The sequence below is a fragment of the Polaribacter staleyi genome (genome assembly GCF_038024045.1).
GTDB classification, from domain to species: domain Bacteria; phylum Bacteroidota; class Bacteroidia; order Flavobacteriales; family Flavobacteriaceae; genus Polaribacter; species Polaribacter butkevichii.
In genome coordinates this window covers 3,749,318-3,768,766 of record NZ_CP150665.1, presented here as the reverse complement: position 1 = coordinate 3,768,766, position 19,449 = coordinate 3,749,318, and the positions used below count along the sequence as shown (strand labels likewise).

20 protein-coding genes and 2 pseudogenes are annotated in these 19,449 nt (G+C 29.8%); all 22 read right to left on the bottom strand.

Annotated elements, in window-relative coordinates; all coding sequences use genetic code 11:
* Nucleotides 1-12: 12 nt before the first annotated feature.
* The gene (locus WHD07_RS15720; protein WP_343329147.1) at nucleotides 13-819 is read right to left on the bottom strand and encodes a 6-hydroxymethylpterin diphosphokinase MptE-like protein; all 807 of its coding nucleotides are present in this window, start codon (nucleotides 817-819) and stop codon (nucleotides 13-15) included.
* Entirely contained in the window at nucleotides 797-1,708 is a 912-nt protein-coding gene (locus tag WHD07_RS15715; protein ID WP_343329146.1) for a glycosyltransferase family A protein, read from the bottom strand. Before WHD07_RS15715 ends, WHD07_RS15720 begins: the two co-directional genes overlap by 23 nt.
* Nucleotides 1,705-3,126, bottom strand: a complete 1,422-nt coding sequence (locus tag WHD07_RS15710; protein WP_343329145.1) for a hypothetical protein — start codon at nucleotides 3,124-3,126, stop codon at nucleotides 1,705-1,707. Before WHD07_RS15710 ends, WHD07_RS15715 begins: the two co-directional genes overlap by 4 nt.
* On the bottom strand, nucleotides 3,127-4,065 hold the full coding sequence (locus tag WHD07_RS15705; protein WP_343329144.1) for an NAD(P)-dependent oxidoreductase: 939 nt from the start codon (nucleotides 4,063-4,065) through the stop codon (nucleotides 3,127-3,129).
* A 5-nt stretch (nucleotides 4,066-4,070) separates the two neighbouring features.
* Entirely contained in the window at nucleotides 4,071-5,156 is a 1,086-nt protein-coding gene (locus WHD07_RS15700) for a hypothetical protein (protein ID WP_343329143.1), read from the bottom strand.
* Entirely contained in the window at nucleotides 5,149-5,799 is a 651-nt protein-coding gene (locus WHD07_RS15695; protein ID WP_343329142.1) for an HAD-IA family hydrolase, read from the bottom strand. Before WHD07_RS15695 ends, WHD07_RS15700 begins: the two co-directional genes overlap by 8 nt.
* 3 nt (nucleotides 5,800-5,802) lie before the next feature.
* Complete coding sequence (pgl, locus tag WHD07_RS15690; protein WP_343329141.1) at nucleotides 5,803-6,492, bottom strand: 6-phosphogluconolactonase; 690 nt, start codon at nucleotides 6,490-6,492, stop codon at nucleotides 5,803-5,805.
* Complete coding sequence (locus tag WHD07_RS15685; RefSeq protein WP_343329140.1) at nucleotides 6,473-7,372, bottom strand: NAD(P)-dependent oxidoreductase; 900 nt, start codon at nucleotides 7,370-7,372, stop codon at nucleotides 6,473-6,475. The genes pgl and WHD07_RS15685 overlap by 20 nt, the downstream gene beginning before the upstream one ends.
* Nucleotides 7,372-8,157 (bottom strand): HpcH/HpaI aldolase family protein, encoded by a 786-nt coding sequence (locus tag WHD07_RS15680; RefSeq protein ID WP_343329139.1) that lies wholly within the window; start codon nucleotides 8,155-8,157, stop codon nucleotides 7,372-7,374. The genes WHD07_RS15685 and WHD07_RS15680 overlap by 1 nt, the downstream gene beginning before the upstream one ends.
* Entirely contained in the window at nucleotides 8,138-8,599 is a 462-nt protein-coding gene (locus WHD07_RS15675) for a YhcH/YjgK/YiaL family protein (RefSeq protein ID WP_343329138.1), read from the bottom strand. Before WHD07_RS15675 ends, WHD07_RS15680 begins: the two co-directional genes overlap by 20 nt.
* The gene (locus WHD07_RS15670; protein WP_343329137.1) at nucleotides 8,596-9,264 is read right to left on the bottom strand and encodes an acylneuraminate cytidylyltransferase family protein; all 669 of its coding nucleotides are present in this window, start codon (nucleotides 9,262-9,264) and stop codon (nucleotides 8,596-8,598) included. The genes WHD07_RS15675 and WHD07_RS15670 overlap by 4 nt, the downstream gene beginning before the upstream one ends.
* 79 nt (nucleotides 9,265-9,343) lie before the next feature.
* Nucleotides 9,344-10,474, bottom strand: a complete 1,131-nt coding sequence (gene gmd / locus WHD07_RS15665; protein ID WP_343329136.1) for a GDP-mannose 4,6-dehydratase — start codon at nucleotides 10,472-10,474, stop codon at nucleotides 9,344-9,346.
* A 125-nt stretch (nucleotides 10,475-10,599) separates the two neighbouring features.
* A complete protein-coding gene (locus WHD07_RS15660) occupies nucleotides 10,600-10,944 on the bottom strand; it encodes a four helix bundle protein (RefSeq protein WP_343329135.1) in 345 nt (114 codons plus the stop codon).
* An 85-nt stretch (nucleotides 10,945-11,029) separates the two neighbouring features.
* Nucleotides 11,030-11,980: a GDP-L-fucose synthase gene (locus WHD07_RS15655; RefSeq protein ID WP_343329134.1), complete on the bottom strand. Its 951-nt coding sequence runs from the start codon at nucleotides 11,978-11,980 to the stop codon at nucleotides 11,030-11,032.
* 6 nt (nucleotides 11,981-11,986) lie between these two features.
* Nucleotides 11,987-13,309 (bottom strand): UDP-glucose/GDP-mannose dehydrogenase family protein, encoded by a 1,323-nt coding sequence (locus WHD07_RS15650; protein ID WP_343329133.1) that lies wholly within the window; start codon nucleotides 13,307-13,309, stop codon nucleotides 11,987-11,989.
* 174 nt (nucleotides 13,310-13,483) lie between these two features.
* Nucleotides 13,484-13,906, bottom strand: a complete 423-nt coding sequence (locus WHD07_RS15645) for an adenylyltransferase/cytidyltransferase family protein (RefSeq protein ID WP_343329132.1) — start codon at nucleotides 13,904-13,906, stop codon at nucleotides 13,484-13,486.
* A 124-nt stretch (nucleotides 13,907-14,030) separates the two neighbouring features.
* A complete protein-coding gene (locus WHD07_RS15640) occupies nucleotides 14,031-14,462 on the bottom strand; it encodes an adenylyltransferase/cytidyltransferase family protein (protein WP_105047729.1) in 432 nt (143 codons plus the stop codon).
* Between the two features lie 352 nt (nucleotides 14,463-14,814).
* A pseudogene (locus WHD07_RS15635) lies at nucleotides 14,815-15,738 on the bottom strand (nucleotide sugar dehydrogenase); the annotation flags it as partial.
* Between the two features lie 45 nt (nucleotides 15,739-15,783).
* Nucleotides 15,784-16,089, bottom strand: a pseudogene (locus WHD07_RS15630) (UDP-N-acetylglucosamine 2-epimerase); the annotation flags it as partial.
* Nucleotides 16,090-16,205: 116 nt separating this feature from the next.
* A complete protein-coding gene (locus WHD07_RS15625) occupies nucleotides 16,206-17,138 on the bottom strand; it encodes a Gfo/Idh/MocA family oxidoreductase (RefSeq protein WP_343329131.1) in 933 nt (310 codons plus the stop codon).
* Between the two features lie 4 nt (nucleotides 17,139-17,142).
* Nucleotides 17,143-18,426 (bottom strand): nucleotide sugar dehydrogenase, encoded by a 1,284-nt coding sequence (locus tag WHD07_RS15620; RefSeq protein ID WP_343329130.1) that lies wholly within the window; start codon nucleotides 18,424-18,426, stop codon nucleotides 17,143-17,145.
* On the bottom strand, nucleotides 18,423-19,409 hold the full coding sequence (locus tag WHD07_RS15615) for an SDR family oxidoreductase (RefSeq protein WP_343329129.1): 987 nt from the start codon (nucleotides 19,407-19,409) through the stop codon (nucleotides 18,423-18,425). Before WHD07_RS15615 ends, WHD07_RS15620 begins: the two co-directional genes overlap by 4 nt.
* Between the last annotated feature and the right edge of the window lie 40 nt (nucleotides 19,410-19,449).

Genomic DNA, 19,449 nt, shown 5'->3' with positions numbered 1-19,449 from the left:
AAATTAAAAAATTTAATTTAGAAAATCTTCCAATTTAACTCTATCAAAAATCTCCAACTTGCCACCTGTTGTACAATTGACAATTCTTCTACCATCGTGTTTGAACATTCTATCCGCTAAATCATAATGATATTCAGAACCCAATAAATCTGGCAACTCCCATTTATCCCCATCTGAAAAATATTTTGGATGAAAATGATTAGGATCTACATCACCTGCAACTACAGTTTTATTTGAAGGTCCACTCGTTTCAAAATGATGATCACAACCAATTAAAGCAACTTCTGCAAACCCCATATGGTATGCTAATTGCATTGCTGTATAAGTAACGGTATGACCTTGAAATAATGAAACAGAACAATCTTTAGCAAATTTCCTAGGTATACTTGAATAATTTACGAATACAACATTCTCTCTATTACTTATTAATGAACATTTCTCTGAATTCAAAAACAGCTGTATATCCGTATTATTATAAAAAGTTTTATTTTGTTCAATTACAAGTTTATTACTAGCAACTATGGCATTTGGTCTAAACTTTGTATCATCAAACATTAAATTTATTTTATTTAACCCAAAATAATATACACCAGAGTCCATCAATTTATCAAAATCAACATTTTTAAGAGATGGCCCATTACAAATAATTACAGCTTTTTTACCTTTATGAATATTCTTTAGTTTATTTATCTTCTTTCTTGAGTTCCAAGACTTAAAATTTAGATCCCATTTTAAACGCTTGTAAATAATTAAAATAGCATTAAAATATGGATTTACAACATCCCTTGGAACTTTATTAAATTGACTTTCTTTTTGCATTTCTACCGATTTTTGATTTAGTGAAAAAATAAATATATTTATAACCTTGTTTTAAAATACTTAGTGCTAATCTATATTTTTTAGCTTTAATTAATCTAAAAACTATGTGAAAAACAGGACTTCCAATAATTTCTAGTTTTTTAATATCGTACGTTTTAGTACCAGGATACTTTTTCATTTGATTAGCATAAACTAATTCTAATACCCCATAACCTATACCTTCTAAATTATGTATACTATTATTTTCATGATATCGATAATAGACAAGATAAGGTTCTTCTATAAATATAAATTTTAAATCTCCCAATTTTAATAATAAATCATGATCCTCCGCGTACCAAGTCTTTTCAGATCTCAATCTAAAACCATCCACTCTTAGAAAAGAATTTCTGGGAACAATTATATTACTGGCTCCAAATTTAAAATAAACTCTATTAGTAAAATAATTTTTAGAACGATTAACTATACAGGTTTCTAAATTAATATTATTATTAAGAACACTGGTATCTATAAAATTATTAAATTCAAACCGTTTTGTTGTTAATACAGTATTTAAATCATCATTCAAGGCCATATTATAAAACAATAACGCATCCTTATGAAGTAAATCATCACAATCTAAAAAAACTAAATAATCTGATTTAGATAAGTTTGAAGCATAATTTCTTGCAGCAGCAGCTCCACCGTTTTCTAATCTATGAAAAGAAAAAGGTATGTCATTTACATTCTTATTTAAAATTCTTTTAATTTCCTCTTCACTAGATTTCGGAGACCCATCATCTACTAAAAAAATATCAAAATCTGTAAAAGTTTGATTAAAACAAGATTCTAGACATTTGTCTAAATACCCTGTATATTTATAAAATGGTATTATAATTGAAAACTTCATAAAAAGAATAATATATATACTAATAAAATAAAAAATGGAATTATGAATGATTTCTTTTCAAATTCCCAAAAAGAGTTATCTAAACTCCTTAAGGAATGAAAAGCTGCATACCAAGCATAAAAACCTAAATAACCAGCTAACATACCAATAGGGATTGAATAAATACCAAATTTCTCAATTAATAAAAAACTAACGATACAAAATATAATACCTGAAACTCCATCCGCAATATGTGAAATCACATGGTTTGTACTTAAATACAACTGCATATGCATTGCTCCATATCGATGAATAAAAAAAGCAAATGAAAGTATTAACCAAAATTCATTTGAAACAAAATCTGCATTACTATCAATCAAATTTAATAAGAAATCAGAAAACAATGAAACAAAAATAACTCCAGATACAAAAACCATATGCCCTAAAAACATCCCTCTCTGTGCACCTCTCGTTAACTCTTCTAACTTTCCTTCAACTCTAAGACGAGAAAACAATGGTATTTTACTATAAAATGGAGCCATAGATACCTCTTTAATTTGAGTGATAATTTTTAAAGACAACAAATAGGCAGCAACTAATTCTACAGCCCCAATTTGTGCATATAAAATACCACTAATTTGAGTTAATCCATTTGACATTAAACCTGACAAACCAGCCCTCCAAGCGGGACTCCAAATTTGTATAAACAACAACTTGTCAAAAGACTGAGATTTGAACAACTTGTATCTTCCTTCCTCAACCATTCTAGCCAAGTACCAGTTTCGGATAACATTTAACACAACCCAAACCTGAAGCGCAATAACTAACTGTAACAAATTAGCTCCTAATAGCAAAACAGATATAGTAGTAACAATCGCTCCTAACGACATAAATGACTCAATTCTTCTGATTAAAGCTATTTTATTTAAACCTTCTAAATAGTTTTGATATATTGTTCCATAAAATTTAATAGCAGAAGTAAATATAATTATCCACCAAGCAATCCAAGCATCATTAGAATTTGAAACTAATGAAATTGGTTTTGATAAAGCTAAAGAACCCAACACTAAAAAAACCAAAATTAAGAATACCGTTAGAAACATATAAATGAAGTTCATATTAGAACAGATTCGTTCTATCAACTTCCAATTTGGTTCTTTTTTTACTGATAAAATATTTCCATTAAATACTCCAACGTTATCAGCTCCTCCTAGAGCAAAAGCTATAATCCTAGAAAAAGTAGCCTTAAACCCTAAATCTGCTAAACTTGTTAAGGTAATAATTGAACTAAATAAATACCAAAGACTTATTTCTTCTGTAGAAAAATTTTTCAAGATTAATGGAAGAACAATAAAAAGACTTAACGCTTTTGTTGAATAACTCATCCAAGTCATTATAGTGGGAGAATTCCAACCCCTTTTTATAATTCTTTTAAACATTTAATTTTTATCTATCAATTCAAATAAATTAGTAATTGACTTTGTACCTTGTTTTACAACACTTTGATACGTTCTAGAACCAACATGCGGAGTAATTATCACATTGTCTACACCCCTTAATTTTTCACCTACCTCCATAGGCTCTTGTGCTAAAACATCAGTTAGATAGCCACGGATAGCACCTGTATCTAGACCGTTAATTACAGCATCTACATCAATTAACATACCCCTTGAGGTATTTACAATAATTGGGTTCTTTTTTAATTTATTATTCACTACATCTGCGTTAATCATTTTCTCTGACTGCGGAGTGTGCGGTATGTGTAAACTAATAATGTCTGCATTTTCATAAATATCATTGATATTATCCGTAAACGTCATCTCTGGGTAAGCAGCATTAAACTCTTCGTTCTTAAATAAATCGAATCCAATTACTTCCATTCCTAAAGCTATTGATTTTTTAACTAATTCTTTTCCAACAGAACCTAAGCCTATAATACCAATGGTACGTCCTTGAATTTCATTACCTACCCAACGCTTCCAACTACCTTCTTTGGTAGAATTGTATTGTAAGTGTACGTTCTTCTCAAAAGTAAATAGCAAAGCTAATACATGCTCTGAAACAGATACTTGATTTACTCCAGGAACATTTCTTACTGGAATACCCAATTTCTCAGCCGCTTTTAAATCAATTCGATCTAAACCCACACCATATTTTGATAAAAATTTTAATTTACCTGCTTTCCCCTTTGTTAAAACAGCTTCTGTATATTCATCATCACCACAAATAACAGCATCGTATTCACCAATAATAGGTAATAATTCAACTTCCATTATAGGCCCTCGTAATCTATCTATAGTATAACCTCTGCTTGTTAATAAATCTTGATGTGAACCTGGTGTGTCTTGGAACGAAGTGGATGTTAATAATATCTTCATAATAATTAATTTTTTATAATTTCTTTTTTAATTTTTAAAATGCTATCAATTGGCATATAATATCTTTCTTCTCCAGAAATAAAAATATCCCAAGGGTATAATGATTCTCTATTATTCTTAGCATTGTATTCTAACAACTTCTTTTGAACGGAATCATTAGAACTGGCTATTGAGAATAATTGACTCTTATTTAAACTATCTGAAACGTGATAGATACTATCTAAATCATTTTTATTAATATACTTTGCGTTTAATTCTGCTATCCCTCCATCAAAAACGCTATAAATTGAATTCCAACTTCCATTATAGTTATTTGTTAAAAACTTCATTTTCGGATAATGTATTTTGACTTCTTTTTTCCAATTTTCTAAAAAAGAAATAACAGATTCTTCTTGAAAATCCTCGTATTTTGTGATAAAATCCTTAAGTAATAAAGACATCTTTACTTTATTTACTTTCCCTTTTTTAAACTCTTTTTTTAAAGTTCTTCTTTTTTCTTCAAAAAAAGAAAAATCATTATACTTTTTCTTAAAAGCAAGAACACAATATTCACAAAAACAACCTACTTTATCATCTCTTTTCAATCTAACATTAAAAAGAGCATCATCTACAAATATTGCATATGGTTTTAAAGAGGACAAATATAGTGATCTCGATAAAAACAATTTATTGAATTTCGGATTATTTACACACCCCCAATGCGGGTTTTTTATCTTCCATTTTTTCATCCATGGCGCTACATATAGCCCCCCAGTATATTCAACAATCCTATGAGATTTAGTGGTATAACCAATAGAATCTGGAATTTGAGGATTGATAGCTAAACTATAAGGTAAATTGTAGTCCTGATATATTTCAAGCACTTTTTTAGAGCTATGATAAACCCAATCTATTCTTTTAGGTTTTAATTTAATTATTGTGTTAATAGTACTTTGTGGATCGTTGCTATCTCTAGGATGAAAAAAACGAGAGGAAAGCACATAATTATTTGTTTTTTTAGAATATATTTTTCTTTGTTCACCACTCTTACAAGCTAAAAAAAATGAAACCAATAAAAAGAAATATAAATATTTTAAAAAAAAATTATCCATTCATTTTGTTTAATATCTCATGCATACCTGTCATGTCTTTAAGAGAATATCCCTTATAATCCTTAAAAAGATTTGCCGCCAATTCTGTTTCTCTTAAAATAAAATCAATATCATTATCAATGGCTGCTTTATAATCTGCCATAGCATCTCCTATAAAGACACATGATTCTGCACTAATATTTTCTGTTTTTAAAATATGTTTTACCCAATGTCCTTTTTTTTCTGGAGAACCAAAAGATTCTTTGAAAAAATGAGTCATTTTCCTTTGTTCCAAAATAGGTTTAATTTCAATAGTTGGTGTCCCTGTAATAATAAACTTGGTATATTCTTTAGAAGATTCTAAAAAATCATTTGCCCCAGTCACTTCCGGCGCATTTACGACTCCATCCACCACTAGGTTACTAAAAACATTAGCCAATTCATTTATCTTTTCATCTGTAATTCTTTCTCCTAACCATTCACCATTAAATACCTTAAATTTTTCATATCTAGATACCCCTCCATTGGCTTCATGAAAATCTACAACTTTTTGTGCAAATTCATCTCCGTGAGAAAGATACATCTCTCTAAAGGCTTCAGTTTTTATATTAACAGACTCTGCCAAAACTCCATCAAAATCAAAAAGCAAATATTTTTTTTTCATCTTTTATCCAATTAACCATTTAATATTAGAATGTTCTTTCGCTATCTTATTTATAGGGTAAGAATTCCCTTTATTTGTATATATATTTTCAACAATCTCCTCTTTTTTTTCACCTTTACATAATACAATTGCACATTTAGCAGCTAAAATAACGGGGTAAGTAAGTGTTATTCTTTGCGTTGCTAATTGTGGCACATCATTTAAAACAACAAAATTATCTTGTTCTTCTAATGCTTCTGTATTTGGAAACAAAGACGCCGTATGACCATCTTCTCCCATTCCTAAAAGGATTAAATCAAATTCGGGTACTCCGTTAGGTGTTTTCGCCAAATTCTCATTTAATAAATATTGATAGTTCTCTGAAGATTTTTTGAAAGAAACACCATCTGTAATTATAGAATATGAATTTGAAGATATATTACTAAAAAATACTATATTAATGTTGTTATAATTACATTGAGAATCTTCCAAAGATACACACCTTTCATCTACAATATAAAATGAAACTCTATTCCAATCAATATTTTCATTCTTTAAAATATTTAAAATTGGAATAGGTGTACTACCTCCTGAAAGTGCTATAGAAATAATTCCTAATTTTTCAATTAACAATTTCTGTATTGTATCTCTTAGAAAGTTTGCCGAAAAAATATCGAAATCTTTTTTACCTGACTTATAAATAATTTTCTGCATTATTTTCTTTATTATGGATAGAACGTACACATTCTAATAAGCCTTGTCCCATATCAATGTGAGGATTGGCTACTAACTTTTTGCTTACCGAAGGATCAAAAGAGTACGGCGTAAACTTATAATGATTACCGTAACCAGATTCATGATATTTAATTTCAACTTTATTATTTAAAATCTCATTTATCATTTGAAACAACTCTGTTCTTTGCATCCTTTCAGTTCCAGTTAAAATCACATGAATATTATCATATATTTTAGACTCTAGCACATCTACCGATAACTTGGCGGCATCTGCAGCATGGATGTATTCTCTTATTTCTTTACCATCTCCTTTATGATCAATCCTATTATTTACAACAGCTTCTTTAACTAGGTTATAAATATAATTATTATCATAATCTCTTTGAGAATAAACAGAACCATATCGAAGAACAACAAAATTTAAATCATGCTTTTTGTGATACTCTTCTATGATTTTTTCTGAAGCTAACTTACTTATACCGTAAAAAGATCCTTTATTACTTACAGCATAAGCACTACTAGCATAAATAAACTTGTCGACTTTATATTTTAAACACTCATCGATAATATGAATATTACCTATAACATTTAATTCGAAAGTTTTTAAAGGATTTTCTATAGCTCTATCAAGATTAGCAAAACCTGCTAAATTGTATACAAAATTATATTTTGAATTTTTAAAAACAGTTTCAACATTTTCTTTTATAGAAATATCACAGTGAATAAAATCAACTAAATCTATTAATTCATCATTTTTATTAATATCGGCAACAGTGACAAGATAATTTCTTGATAATAATTCTTTAACTAGATAATACCCCAAAAACCCAAAACCGCCAAAAACTAATGCTTTTTTCATTATAATCTATTTTTTAATTTAGCCATTTCTGTTCTAGCTTTATCTCCTAGAAAAAAGAAATCTAAACTAAAAGCAAGAAAAGAATATCCTTTATTAATCTTTTCTAAAGTTTTTTCATACCCAGAATCAATCACATGAAACCCTAAAGGTTTTCCAAGTTTTTTTGTTACATCATCAACTTTTAACAGAGCAGCTTTCACATCTTCTCTATCATATTCTCCAGGATATCCCATTGAAGCTGATAAATCATAAGGTCCAACTATTATACCATCTATTCCTGGTACTGAAAAAATTTCTTCTAAATTATTAACAGCATCAATATGTTCAATTTGTGCAATTACAACAACTTCATTTTTAACCCATTCTTGATAAGTATCAAACGCAGTTCCATATTTTTGAGCTCTATTTAAGCCAACTCCTCTTTTTCCTAATGGAGGGTACTTTACGTAACTAACAGCCTCTATTGCTTCTTCTTTATTACGAATCATAGGAACAATTACACCATCAGCACCAGCATCTAAAACACGTTTTATAGGCACTTCTTCATTCTTACTAACTCTAACTAAAGCTTGCATACCATTTCCTTGAATATGCCCTATTAGATTCATAATAGTTTCAATACTAATTGGAGAATGCTCCATATCAATTGTTAACCAATCGAATCCAGCAGATCCTAATATTTCAATTACAGCTTGGTGTGGTATTGTTAGCCAAGACCCTATTGATAATTCGTTGTTTTTTAATTTTTCCTTTAAAGGACTATGTTTATGAGAAAAGTTTTTCATCTATTTTAATAACTATTTTTTTTAATTTTTCGACGTTATTGTCAATTGTATATTGAGGTCCATGAATATCATCCGGAAAAAAGACAGCCATGTATCCAGGACGTAAAAAAATTTCTGAAATAGGTAACTGTAAAGCTTTATAAAATTGGCAATCTGTTTCTGAACTATATTTTTCAGTTATTTCTACATCTTTAGAATCATAAATCTTTATTTTCTCACTTCCAGAAAGTAAAATTTGAACATCAACCTCTTTAATATGGGATTCAATAACAGTTGGTTCTAATTTAGTTTCATAACTCATCACTTTAAAATAAAAATCTTTATGATTTTTATATACCCCGTTTGGAGTATCTACCGTATATGTCTTTAATTGCTTAAATAACTCTTTAAATGAAGGATTATTAAAATACAGTTTTGCGTTTTCTATTTTATCTAATATCATCTTAATAATTTATGTAACGTTTCTGCAATAACAAAATCTTGTGGTTCATCAATATCTGTAGATTCAATCTTATCAATTTCAAACATAAATGGAGTACTTCCGATCCTACTTTCGTTATTAATAAAAGACTCTTTTGTAAAAATATAGAAACAGGAGTTTTCCTCATACATTGGAACTAAATGCTGCGTTACCAACATTTTAGGATCATGATTCATAGGAGTTGCATCTTCATTATAAAACCTTTTCTGAGTTTTAGATACAGAAAAAATAGATGCATTTTTATCTTTTTCTAATAGAGAAATCATTTTCTCTAAGGCCTTATCTATAGTTTCCACTTCTAACAAGGGGTTGGTACTATGTGTTTGAATAAAAATATCTGCATCTAACATATTTATATCATGTTCAATTATTTTATTCATTGACACATAATTACCGCAAATTTCTTCATCTCTATCAATTACGTAGACATTATCCTTAAAATTAGTAATAATATCAGTTTTTAATTGCTCCCCATCTGTATTGATATAGATTTCGTTTATATACTTTGATTTCAAAAGAGTATTCGTAATAATATGATACAATGGTCTTCCGTTAAAAAGCTTAAGGTTTTTACTGGGCACCCTCTCAGAAATACCTTTCATGGGTAATAATGCTATTATTTTCATCTTTTATTTAAAATGTTTAATTACTTTTTCGAAGTAGTAATCTATTAATTCTACTTATATAATTCAGCTATCTAAAAAATTATTCAGCTTGCTTTAAAATCTCATGCCCCGCTTTCAACAAATCAACATCTTTTTTCATTAACAAAACATCCCCTTTCATCATGTCTTTTACTAAAGATGCTAAATCATGCTCAGGCACCCATCCTAATTTTTCTTTTGCTTTAGTTGGATCTCCAATTAACAAATCTACTTCTGTTGGACGGAAATAAGAAGGGTCTACAGATAAAACTTCTTTACCAATTTCTATTTGAAAGTCTTTATGATTACAAGCAACTACATAGGCTTTTTCATCAACTCCCACTCCTTTAAATTCTACTTCTATCCCAACTTCTTCAAAAGCCAAACGTACAAAATCCCTTACTGTTGTTGTAACTCCGGTTGCAATTACCCAATCTTCTGGTTTGTCCGCCTGTAAAATCATCCACATCATGCGAACATAATCTTTAGCATGTCCCCAATCACGTTTCGCTTCTAAATTCCCTAAAAACACTTTTTCTTGCAATCCTAATGCTATTTTAGCAACTGCACGTGTAATTTTTCTTGTTACAAAAGTTTCTCCTCTTCTTGGAGATTCATGGTTAAATAAAATACCATTACAAGCAAACATATCATAAGCTTCACGATAATTTTTTGTAATCCAAAAACCGTAAATTTTTGCTACTCCATAAGGAGAACGAGGATAAAAAGGAGAAGATTCATCATAAAAACCTCTTTCATTTTTATTTTCTGGCATTCCACCGTATAACTCTGAAGTTGAAGCTTGGTAAATTCTAGTTTTCTTTTCTAAACCTAAAATTCTTACTGCTTCTAAAATTCTTAAAGTTCCTAATCCATCTACATTCCCTACATATTCTGGGGTATCAAAAGAAACAGCTACATGAGACATTGCTCCAAGGTTATAAATTTCATCTGGTTGACATTCTTGTATAATACGTGTCAAATTCATAGAGTCCGTTAAATCTCCATAATGCAATTTTAATCTTTGATTTGGGTCGTGTGGGTCTTGATATAAATGATCTATTCTATCAGTATTAAAAAGAGATGATCTTCTTTTAATACCATGTACTATGTATCCTTTTTCTAATAATAACTCGGCTAAGTATGAGCCGTCTTGACCTGTAATTCCCGTAATTAATGCTACTTTACTCATAGTTTTTTTATTCGTTGTTCGGTTTTCGTTGTTCGTTGTTCGTTGTTCGGTTTTCGGTTTTCGGTTTTCGTTGTTCGATTCTCGTTGGACGATGGACGATGGACGGTTAACGAAAGACCAAAAAACTACTTTAAAGAACTTATTAATTTATATAACATCATTTTAATTCTTGTGCAAAAGTCAAACAATTTCATATATTGTTCATTAGAAATATACTCTAAATCTTTTGCCAAAAACAATTGATAATTTGCTTCTTCCAAAGAGCCTTTAGCAATATATAAAAACTGAATAAATTCCTTTTTATATTGCCTCCCTTGCCCTTCTATTATATTTGTTGGAACACTACTAGAACTTCTTCTTAGTTGATTGGTTAACCCAAATTTTTCTGAAGAAGGAAAGTTTTTTGAAACTTCGTATACATCAAGAGTTAACTGATGCGCTAATTTCCAAACCTCTAGTTTACATTCCATATTTTTTTTCGTTGTTCGGTTTTCGTTACTCGTTATTCGATTTTCGTTGGACGATTAACGGTCAACGAAACACGAAAAACGGATTTTATAATTTAACTTCTTTAAAATTTTCTATATTTTCTAAAAACCAAGTATAAGTTTTTTTAATTCCTTCTTCTAATTCTGTAGAATATTGCCAACCAATATCTTTCATCTTAGAAACATCCATCAATTTTCTTGGTGTACCATCTGGTTTTTCTGCATCCCAAACAATAGCACCTTGATGTCCAGTTACTTTTTGAATGGTTTCTGCCAATTCTTTTATGGTAATATCTTTACCAGAACCTACATTATACAAATATTCTGGTAATTCATTTTCTAAAGCATATACAACAGCTTCTGCCATATCATCTACAAATAAAAACTCACGCATGGGAGTTCCACTACCCCACAAAGTTACGTCCGAATTATTGTTATTTTTAGCTTCATGAAATTTACGAATCATTGCAGGTAATACATGAGATGATTTTAAATCGAAATTATCATGTGTCCCATATAAATTCGTAGGCATTAAGCTTACATAATCTTTTTGAAACTGATTTCTAATAGCTTGACAAGCTTTTACTCCAGTAATTTTCGCAAGGGCATACCATTCATTGGTAGGCTCTAAAGAGTCCGTTAATAAATACTCTTCTTTTAATGGCTGTGGAGCAAATTTTGGATAAATACAAGAACTCCCTAAAAATATAAATTTCTCTATACCAGATTTTAAAGCACTGTCTATTAGATTGTTTTGAATTTGCATATTTTCCATCAGAAACTGATATGGAAAATTATTATTTGCTAAAATACCTCCTACTTTTGCTGCAGCATCTATAACAACTACTGGTTTTTCTGTTTGATAAAAATTTAACACTGCTTCTTGATCCTTTAAATCAAGTTCTTTACTAGATCTCCCTAATAAGTTTGTGTAGCCTTTTTTCTCTAAAGTTCTCCATACTGCAGAACCTACCATACCTCTATGACCTGCTATATAAATTTTAGTATTTTTTTTCATCTTTTTTTATTTCCCTATTTGAAAATATTCAAATCCTTTATCTTCTAAATTAAAGGCATTGTATTGATTTCTACCATCAAAAATGATAGGTTTTTTTAGTTGTTGTTTTATTTCTACAAAATCGGGGGATCTAAACTCTTTCCATTCTGTTAATAAAATTAAAGCATCTGCTCCTTTTAAGACTTCATACTTAGAAGCAGAATACGTTAAATTTTTGACTCCTTTTAAATAAAGCAATTTTGCTTCTTCTACCGCTTTAGGATCATAAGCTTTTACTTTTGCCCCTCTTTTTACCAATTCTTTTATAGTATAGATTGATGGTGCTTCTCTCATATCATCTGTACCTGGTTTAAAAGCTAGTCCCCATAAACCAAAAGTCATACCTGATAAATCCTCTCCAAAACGTTTCACAATTTTATTTGAAATCACTAATTTCTGAGCATCATTAACATTCTCTACAGATTCTATTAAGTTTGCTTTGTATCCATTTTCTTCTGCAATTTTCTTTAAAGCTTTTACATCTTTAGGAAAACAAGAACCTCCGTAACCGACACCTGGGTAAATAAAACTATACCCAATTCTTTTATCTGAACCTATACCTATTCTAACCATGTTGGCATCAGCGCCTACTCTTTCACAAATATTTGCAATCTCATTCATAAATGAAATTTTTGTTGCTAACATCGTATTCGCTGCATATTTAGTCATTTCAGCAGAACGAATATCCATTGTTATAAAACGGTCATGAGTTCTAAAGAAAGGTGAATATAATTGTTTCATTAACTCAAAGGCATACTCAGAATCTGCCCCAATCACCACTCTGTCTGGCTTCATAAAATCATCTATAGCAGCTCCTTCTTTTAAGAACTCAGGATTTGAAACCACATTAAACTCTATATTTTCATTCCTTTTATCAAGCTCTGCTTGAATAGTTACTTTTACCTTATCTGCTGTACCAATAGGAACAGTAGATTTATCAACAACTATTAATCTTTTATTCATTGTTTCTCCAATAGACTTTGCTACAGCTAAAACATATTGTAAATCTGCAGAACCATTATCTCCCATTGGTGTACCAACAGCAATAAAAACAATTTCCGCGTCACTAATAGCATTTCCTAAATTGGTTGTAAAAAACAAATTTTTATTTTTTACATTCTTTAAAACCATCTGTTCTAAACCTGGCTCAAAAATAGGAATGATTCCTTGCTCTAATTTTTGAATTTTTTGCTGATCGACATCTACACAAATCACTTTATTTCCCATTTCAGAAAAACAAGCTCCAGAAACCAACCCAACATAACCAGAGCCGATAACAGTAATATTCATATTATTTAAATTTTAATCTTTCTTTACATTTTGTAAAGAATTAAATCCTATTTTATTTACTAAAAAAATAACAATCATAAACTCCCTTAATAATGTAAAAATGATTTTCTTTTAGAAATTATTTATATTTTAAGTAACTACTTCATATTTCAATAAAACTAAGAGAGTTTGAACCTATTTATTATTCAACAACCAAGACGAAGATTGAATTTTATCTCCTAAACCATCAATTAAGTCTACATTTAATTCTTTACAAACAGGTGCTTCAGGAATTGAATTATTATCTTGATCTCCTCCATTTGCAAAACCTATCTGATATTCTTTTCCGTACTTCTCATGAATAAAACGTATAGAGGCACAAACAGTTCTATCATTATCTACAGAAATCATTGCTTTATCTACCGATTTAATATTTTCTACAATAAATAAACGCTCTTCTTCTTTTTGAAATTCTTTAGATCCTTTTAAACCTCGCTGTAAGTCACTATTTACAATTACGAACAACTCATCTGCTAAAGCTTTTGCATTATTAAAATATTCTAAATGTCCTTTATGAATTGGGTTAAAATACCCGGATACGATAATTAGTTTTTTCATTTTTTTCTGCAAATATATGTTTAATTTCTAGTAGCAAAAAAGGTTTTTCCCCCTATCTTTCCTAAACAAAATAAGTAAATTATTTTAGCTAATATTAAAAAAAATATCTTTAATAAATAACAACCTACTTATCTTTTTTTTTTAGATTTTCTTTTTCTTGAACCTCTTTACGCAGTCCACTACTAGAAAAACGGTGTTCTCTTTTATTAAAAAATAGGTCTATCCCTTTTTCTTCACAATATTTCCTTCCTGTAAATTGCTTGCTAGCGTACTCATCTCCTATAATACGCACATCCACTTTAAAAGACCTTAAAATATCTTCTAAATCTTGCTCTGTTGCGTAAGGAACAATTTCATCTACAAATCTACATCCTTTTAACTGAATGTATCTCTCGACTACAGATTGAACTGGCATATTTTTTTCTGGACGATCTAAAGTTGGGTTTGTCTGTAATCCACAAATTAAATAATCACATTCCATTTTTGCTTCTTCTAACATTTTTACATGTCCAGCATGAAATAAATCAAAAGCACTAAAGGTAATACCTACTTTCATAAATTTATTTTTTATGCAAATATATGTTAATTATTTAATAAACAAAGGACCACCTACACTGCGGTCATTTCAATTAAAAATACAATCAGAAATAAAAACAAAAAAAACACACACTTAAACCACTAATAATCAAAAAAATAAACTCAACCTAAACACAAAACCTTATTCATATTGAGATACAAAAAGCGAAACTTTCATATTGTTAAAAAAACAGCAGTTTTATACATCAAATTTTAAAAAATATCTAGCACTAACGCCTTCATTGCTATATTTACATTCTATTGTACTTATTTTTAAGAATGACTCGATAAAAGAAACTAATTTTTAATAAATTTTTTAATTCAAAATTTAATCATTTGATAACACCACAAAAATCTAAAACCACCTTTTCTGAATCTACAGGCAATGTTTTAAATTCATTATGAGCAACAAGATACACTACAATATCTGCTTTTTTAAAGGCTTCTTTATAATTTGTAATTTTATAAACATTATGTTCTGTAATATTTGGTTCAACAATAAAGTATTCTTCATTATTGGTGTTTTGTAAAACTTTCTGAGCAATGTATTTTGCTGGAGATTCACGCAAATCATCAATATTGGGTTTAAAAGCCAATCCCATTAAGGCAATACTTGGTTTTCTACCATGCCTTAATTCAAATTTCAACTTCTCTGTCTGAATTTTTTCTGCACACCAAAAAGACTTATAATTATTCACCTCACGAGCAGTACCTATAATCTTAGATTCCATTGGGTAATCTGACACAATAAAATAAGGATCCACAGCAATACAATGCCCTCCAACACCACAACCAGGTTGCAGTATATTAACTCTTGGATGCTTGTTTGCTAAATTAATTAACTCCCAAACATTTATAGCTGCTTTATCGCAAATTAATGAAAGCTCATTGGCAAATGCAATCTGCACATCTCTAGAGGAATTCTCTGTTAACTTACACATTTCTGCTGTTCTTGCATTTGTAGCATGCAATGCTCCTTTTACAAATTGCTTGTAAAAATCAATTGCTTTTTGGGTAGATTTTTCATCTACCCCACCAATTACTCTATCATTATATACCAACTCATGCATTACATTTCCCGGCAAAACTCTTTCCGGACAATAGGCAATGTTTAATTTATCTTTTAGCTCTGGTCTTACATCATAAATAAGTTTTCTCATTTTTTCTGTAGTACCAATCGGCGAAGTAGATTCTATAATATATAAATCGTCTTCTTTTAAAAACGGAATAATATTCTTTGTTGCCAATTCTACATAAGGACAAGGACGCCTACAACATTCTAATTAACACATAGCAACTCCACTTGCTGCCATGGTATCTCCATGAACAAATACATAATCAGGTTTAAATGATTCTAAAATAGGTTTTAACCCAGAAATTACTTCTCCTGTTAAGTTGTATAAATTCTGATTTGGTTTCATTAAACACAAATCGAAATCTGGAGTAATATCAAAAAAACTTAAAACCTGATCTAACATTTCTCTATGTTGACCTGTAACACAAACCTTAGTTTCAAACCTCTTATCGGCTAAAAATTGATTAACTAAAGGTGCCATTTTAATAGCTTCTGGCCTTGTGCCGAAAATGAATAGATTCTTTTTTTTCATTATTTTTATTCAAAATAATACAATCTTATGACGCTCCCTTTTTAAGGCAACATCCTTACCTTAAGTAAAAACTACATGTTTTATAAATAAGTTGATTTTAACTTAGAAAATCTTTTTTACTTAATAAACGGGTGTTTTTCTCCAATTGTACTGATGGATGTGTTTCGTATATTATGAACAATTTTTATGGATGCTTCCGACTCTTTTAACCCAAAACCGTTTCCTTTTAATATTTGTTCGTAACTCTTGGTGTGTAAATCTGTAAAACCAGCACTAAACTCTAATTCTTGATCATCTATAGTAATGGATCTAAAAGTTCTTTGTCCTTTTTCTTTAATTTCTTGCGGTAAATCTTCTTCATTGATTGATAAAAACCAACGTACTCTAGCATTTTTGAATTCTAAATACCCTGCCGATTTATCTTTCTCTCTAAGATGCACTATATTTTCTTGAACTTCTCCAAAAATCCATGAAAGCATGTCATAAAAATGAACCCCAATGTTTGTTGCAATTCCTCCTGATTTACTTTCATCTCCTTTCCAAGAAATATCATACCATTTACCTCTAGAAGTAATATAAGTTAAATCTACATCGTATTTACCTGCTTTGTTCTCTAGCGCTACTTTGTTTTTTAAAGCAATAATACTGGGATGCAATCTTAATTGTAAAATTGTATTTATTTTTTGCCCAGATTCTTTTTCGATATCTTTTAAAGCATCAACATTCCAAGGGTTTAAAACTAAAGGTTTTTCACAAATAGCATCTGCACCTCTCCTTAAAGCCATTCTAATATGAGAATCGTGCAAATAATTAGGTGTACAAATACTTACATAATCTAAATGCGTACCACCTCTTTTTAATTTTTCTATATGGCGATCAAATCTTTCAAATTCTACAAAAAAATCTGCTTTCGGAAAAAAACTATCCATGACACCAACACTATCAAACTTATCTAAAGCCGCTATTAATTGGTTATTCGTTTCCTTAATCGCTTTTAAATGTCTTGGCGCAATATATCCTGCAGCACCTATTAATGCAAAATTTTTCATTTCTTTATAGTGACTTATCTACATGCTTAGAATCTAAAAAATTCTTAACATCGTATACAATTGATTTTTCTTTTTTTAGATCAGCAAAATCCAAACTTAGAAACTCTTTGTGTGCCACTACTAAAATGACAGCATCAAATTTCTTTTTTGGTAAAACAACGCTAGACGCTAACTGATATTCTTTTTCAACCTCCTTTGAATTTGCATGAGGATCAAAAATAGTTACGTTTGCTCCGTAATCTTTTAATTCATAGATAAGATCAACTGCCTTTGTGTTTCTAACATCCGGACAGTTCTCTTTAAAAGTGATTCCTAAAACTAAAACCTCAGCTCCTTTTACTTCAATATCTCTCTGAATCATCAATTTAGCAACTTCCGATGCTACATATCTACCCATACCATCATTGACTCTTCTACCTGCCAAAATAATTTCTGGATGATAGCCATATTCTTGTGCCTTTTGAGCTAAATAATAAGGATCTACACCAATACAATGCCCACCAACTAAACCTGGTTTAAATGGCAAAAAATTCCATTTTGTTCCTGCTGCTTCTAAAACATCTTGTGTATTGATATCCATCAACCCAAAAATCTTAGCCAACTCATTTACAAAGGCAATATTAATATCTCTCTGAGAATTCTCTATAACTTTTGCTGCTTCTGCAACTTTAATTGAAGGCGCTAAATGTGTACCTGCTGTAATTACAGACGCATATAAATCATTTACTTTTTCACCTACTTCTTTCGTAGATCCAGAAGTAACTTTTAATATTTTTTCTACAGTATGTTTTTTATCACCCGGATTTATTCTTTCCGGAGAATATCCTACATAAAAATCTTCATTAAAAACCAAACCAGAAACTCGTTCTAAAATTGGCACACAATCTTCTTCTGTTGCCCCTGGATAAACTGTAGATTCATAAATTACAATATCTCCTTTTTTAATAACACTACCTACCGTTTCACTCGCTTTTATTAAAGGCGTTAAAACAGGTCTGTTATTTTTATCTACTGGAGTAGGAACCGTAACTACAAAATAATTACAATCTTTTAAATCTTCTAATTTTGATGTAAAAAATAATCCTAAATCGTTGTTATTTTCTTTAAGAATTACTTTATTTAAAAGTTCTTTAGAAATTTCTCTTGTAACATCTTTTCCTTGTCCAAGTTCTTCTATTCTAGTTTGATTGATATCAAAACCAACAACAGAAAATTTTGTTGCAAAAAGTCTTGCTAATGGTAAGCCAACATAGCCTAAACCAATAACACCTATTTTAATTTTACTCATTTATTTAAGTTTTCCCAATACCAATCTATAGACTCTTTTAAACCTTCTTTTAAAGAGAATTTTGGGTTGTAATTTAATAATTTCTTAGCTTTTGATATATCTGCGTGAGAATGTGGAATATCTCCAATTCTATTAGGTCCAAAAACCACTTCTACATCCTTTATTTTTGGATTATAATTAGATAAAAACTCTTTTAAAGAATCACATAAATCGATTAAAGTGTTTCTATCTCCAAATGCAACATTATAAATTTCATTTGCAGCTTCTTTATCTGCAATTAAACTTAGTAAGTTTGCCTGAATAACGTTGTCTATATATGTAAAATCTCTAGAAAAAGATCCATCACCATTTACAACTGGAGACTCTAAACCCATAAACTGATTTACAAACTTAGGTATTACCGCAGCATACGCTCCATTAGCATCTTGCTTTCTTCCAAAAACATTAAAATATCTTAAACCGATTGTTTCTAAGCCATACGTTTTACCAAAAACATCTGCATACAACTCATTTACATATTTGGTAACTGCGTAAGGTGATAACGGCTTCCCAATAACACCTTCTACTTTTGGTAACGATTCTGAATCTCCGTAGGTAGATGAACTCGCCGCAAAAACAAATCTTTTTACATTGTTATCTCTTGCTGCTACTAACATATTTAGAAAACCAGAAACATTCACATCATTTGTAGTAATAGGATCTTTTATAGACCTAGGAACAGAACCTAATGCTGCTTGATGTAAAACATAATCTACACCAGAAGCAGCTAACATACAATCTTCTAGATTTCTTATATCTCCTTCAATTAATGTAAAGTTTAAGTTTTCTTTAAGAGAAGCGATGTTTTCTCTTTTTCCTGTAGAAAAATTATCTAAACAGATTACTGTATTATTTTTTTCAAGTAAAGCCTCGCACAGATTAGAACCTATAAAACCAGCACCTCCTGTTACAAGTATTTTTTTTCTTGACAACTTTATATCCATTAAGAAATCTTTTAGCTTTTTTTTAAAGAAACAAATATAA

Coding starts and splice junctions, on each gene's coding strand:
- WHD07_RS15620 (WP_343329130.1), bottom strand. CDS start 18,426: ATGAGTAAAATTAAAATAGGTGTTATTGGTTTAGGCTATGTTGGCTTA.
- WHD07_RS15625 (WP_343329131.1), bottom strand. CDS start 17,138: ATGAAAAATTTTGCATTAATAGGTGCTGCAGGATATATTGCGCCAAGA.
- WHD07_RS15615 (WP_343329129.1), bottom strand. CDS start 19,409: ATGGATATAAAGTTGTCAAGAAAAAAAATACTTGTAACAGGAGGTGCT.
- gmd (WP_343329136.1), bottom strand. CDS start 10,474: ATGAGTAAAGTAGCATTAATTACGGGAATTACAGGTCAAGACGGCTCA.
- WHD07_RS15685 (WP_343329140.1), bottom strand. CDS start 7,372: ATGAAAAAAGCATTAGTTTTTGGCGGTTTTGGGTTTTTGGGGTATTAT.
- WHD07_RS15670 (WP_343329137.1), bottom strand. CDS start 9,264: ATGAAAATAATAGCATTATTACCCATGAAAGGTATTTCTGAGAGGGTG.
- WHD07_RS15680 (WP_343329139.1), bottom strand. CDS start 8,157: ATGAAAAACTTTTCTCATAAACATAGTCCTTTAAAGGAAAAATTAAAA.
- WHD07_RS15645 (WP_343329132.1), bottom strand. CDS start 13,906: ATGAAAAAACTAATTATCGTATCCGGGTATTTTAACCCAATTCATAAA.
- WHD07_RS15655 (WP_343329134.1), bottom strand. CDS start 11,980: ATGAAAAAAAATACTAAAATTTATATAGCAGGTCATAGAGGTATGGTA.
- WHD07_RS15715 (WP_343329146.1), bottom strand. CDS start 1,708: ATGAAGTTTTCAATTATAATACCATTTTATAAATATACAGGGTATTTA.
- WHD07_RS15720 (WP_343329147.1), bottom strand. CDS start 819: ATGCAAAAAGAAAGTCAATTTAATAAAGTTCCAAGGGATGTTGTAAAT.
- WHD07_RS15705 (WP_343329144.1), bottom strand. CDS start 4,065: ATGAAGATATTATTAACATCCACTTCGTTCCAAGACACACCAGGTTCA.
- WHD07_RS15660 (WP_343329135.1), bottom strand. CDS start 10,944: ATGGAATGTAAACTAGAGGTTTGGAAATTAGCGCATCAGTTAACTCTT.
- WHD07_RS15700 (WP_343329143.1), bottom strand. CDS start 5,156: ATGGATAATTTTTTTTTAAAATATTTATATTTCTTTTTATTGGTTTCA.
- pgl (WP_343329141.1), bottom strand. CDS start 6,492: ATGCAGAAAATTATTTATAAGTCAGGTAAAAAAGATTTCGATATTTTT.
- WHD07_RS15695 (WP_343329142.1), bottom strand. CDS start 5,799: ATGAAAAAAAAATATTTGCTTTTTGATTTTGATGGAGTTTTGGCAGAG.
- WHD07_RS15710 (WP_343329145.1), bottom strand. CDS start 3,126: ATGTTTAAAAGAATTATAAAAAGGGGTTGGAATTCTCCCACTATAATG.
- WHD07_RS15640 (WP_105047729.1), bottom strand. CDS start 14,462: ATGAAAGTAGGTATTACCTTTAGTGCTTTTGATTTATTTCATGCTGGA.
- WHD07_RS15650 (WP_343329133.1), bottom strand. CDS start 13,309: ATGAATATTACTGTTATCGGCTCTGGTTATGTTGGGTTGGTTTCTGGA.
- WHD07_RS15675 (WP_343329138.1), bottom strand. CDS start 8,599: ATGATATTAGATAAAATAGAAAACGCAAAACTGTATTTTAATAATCCT.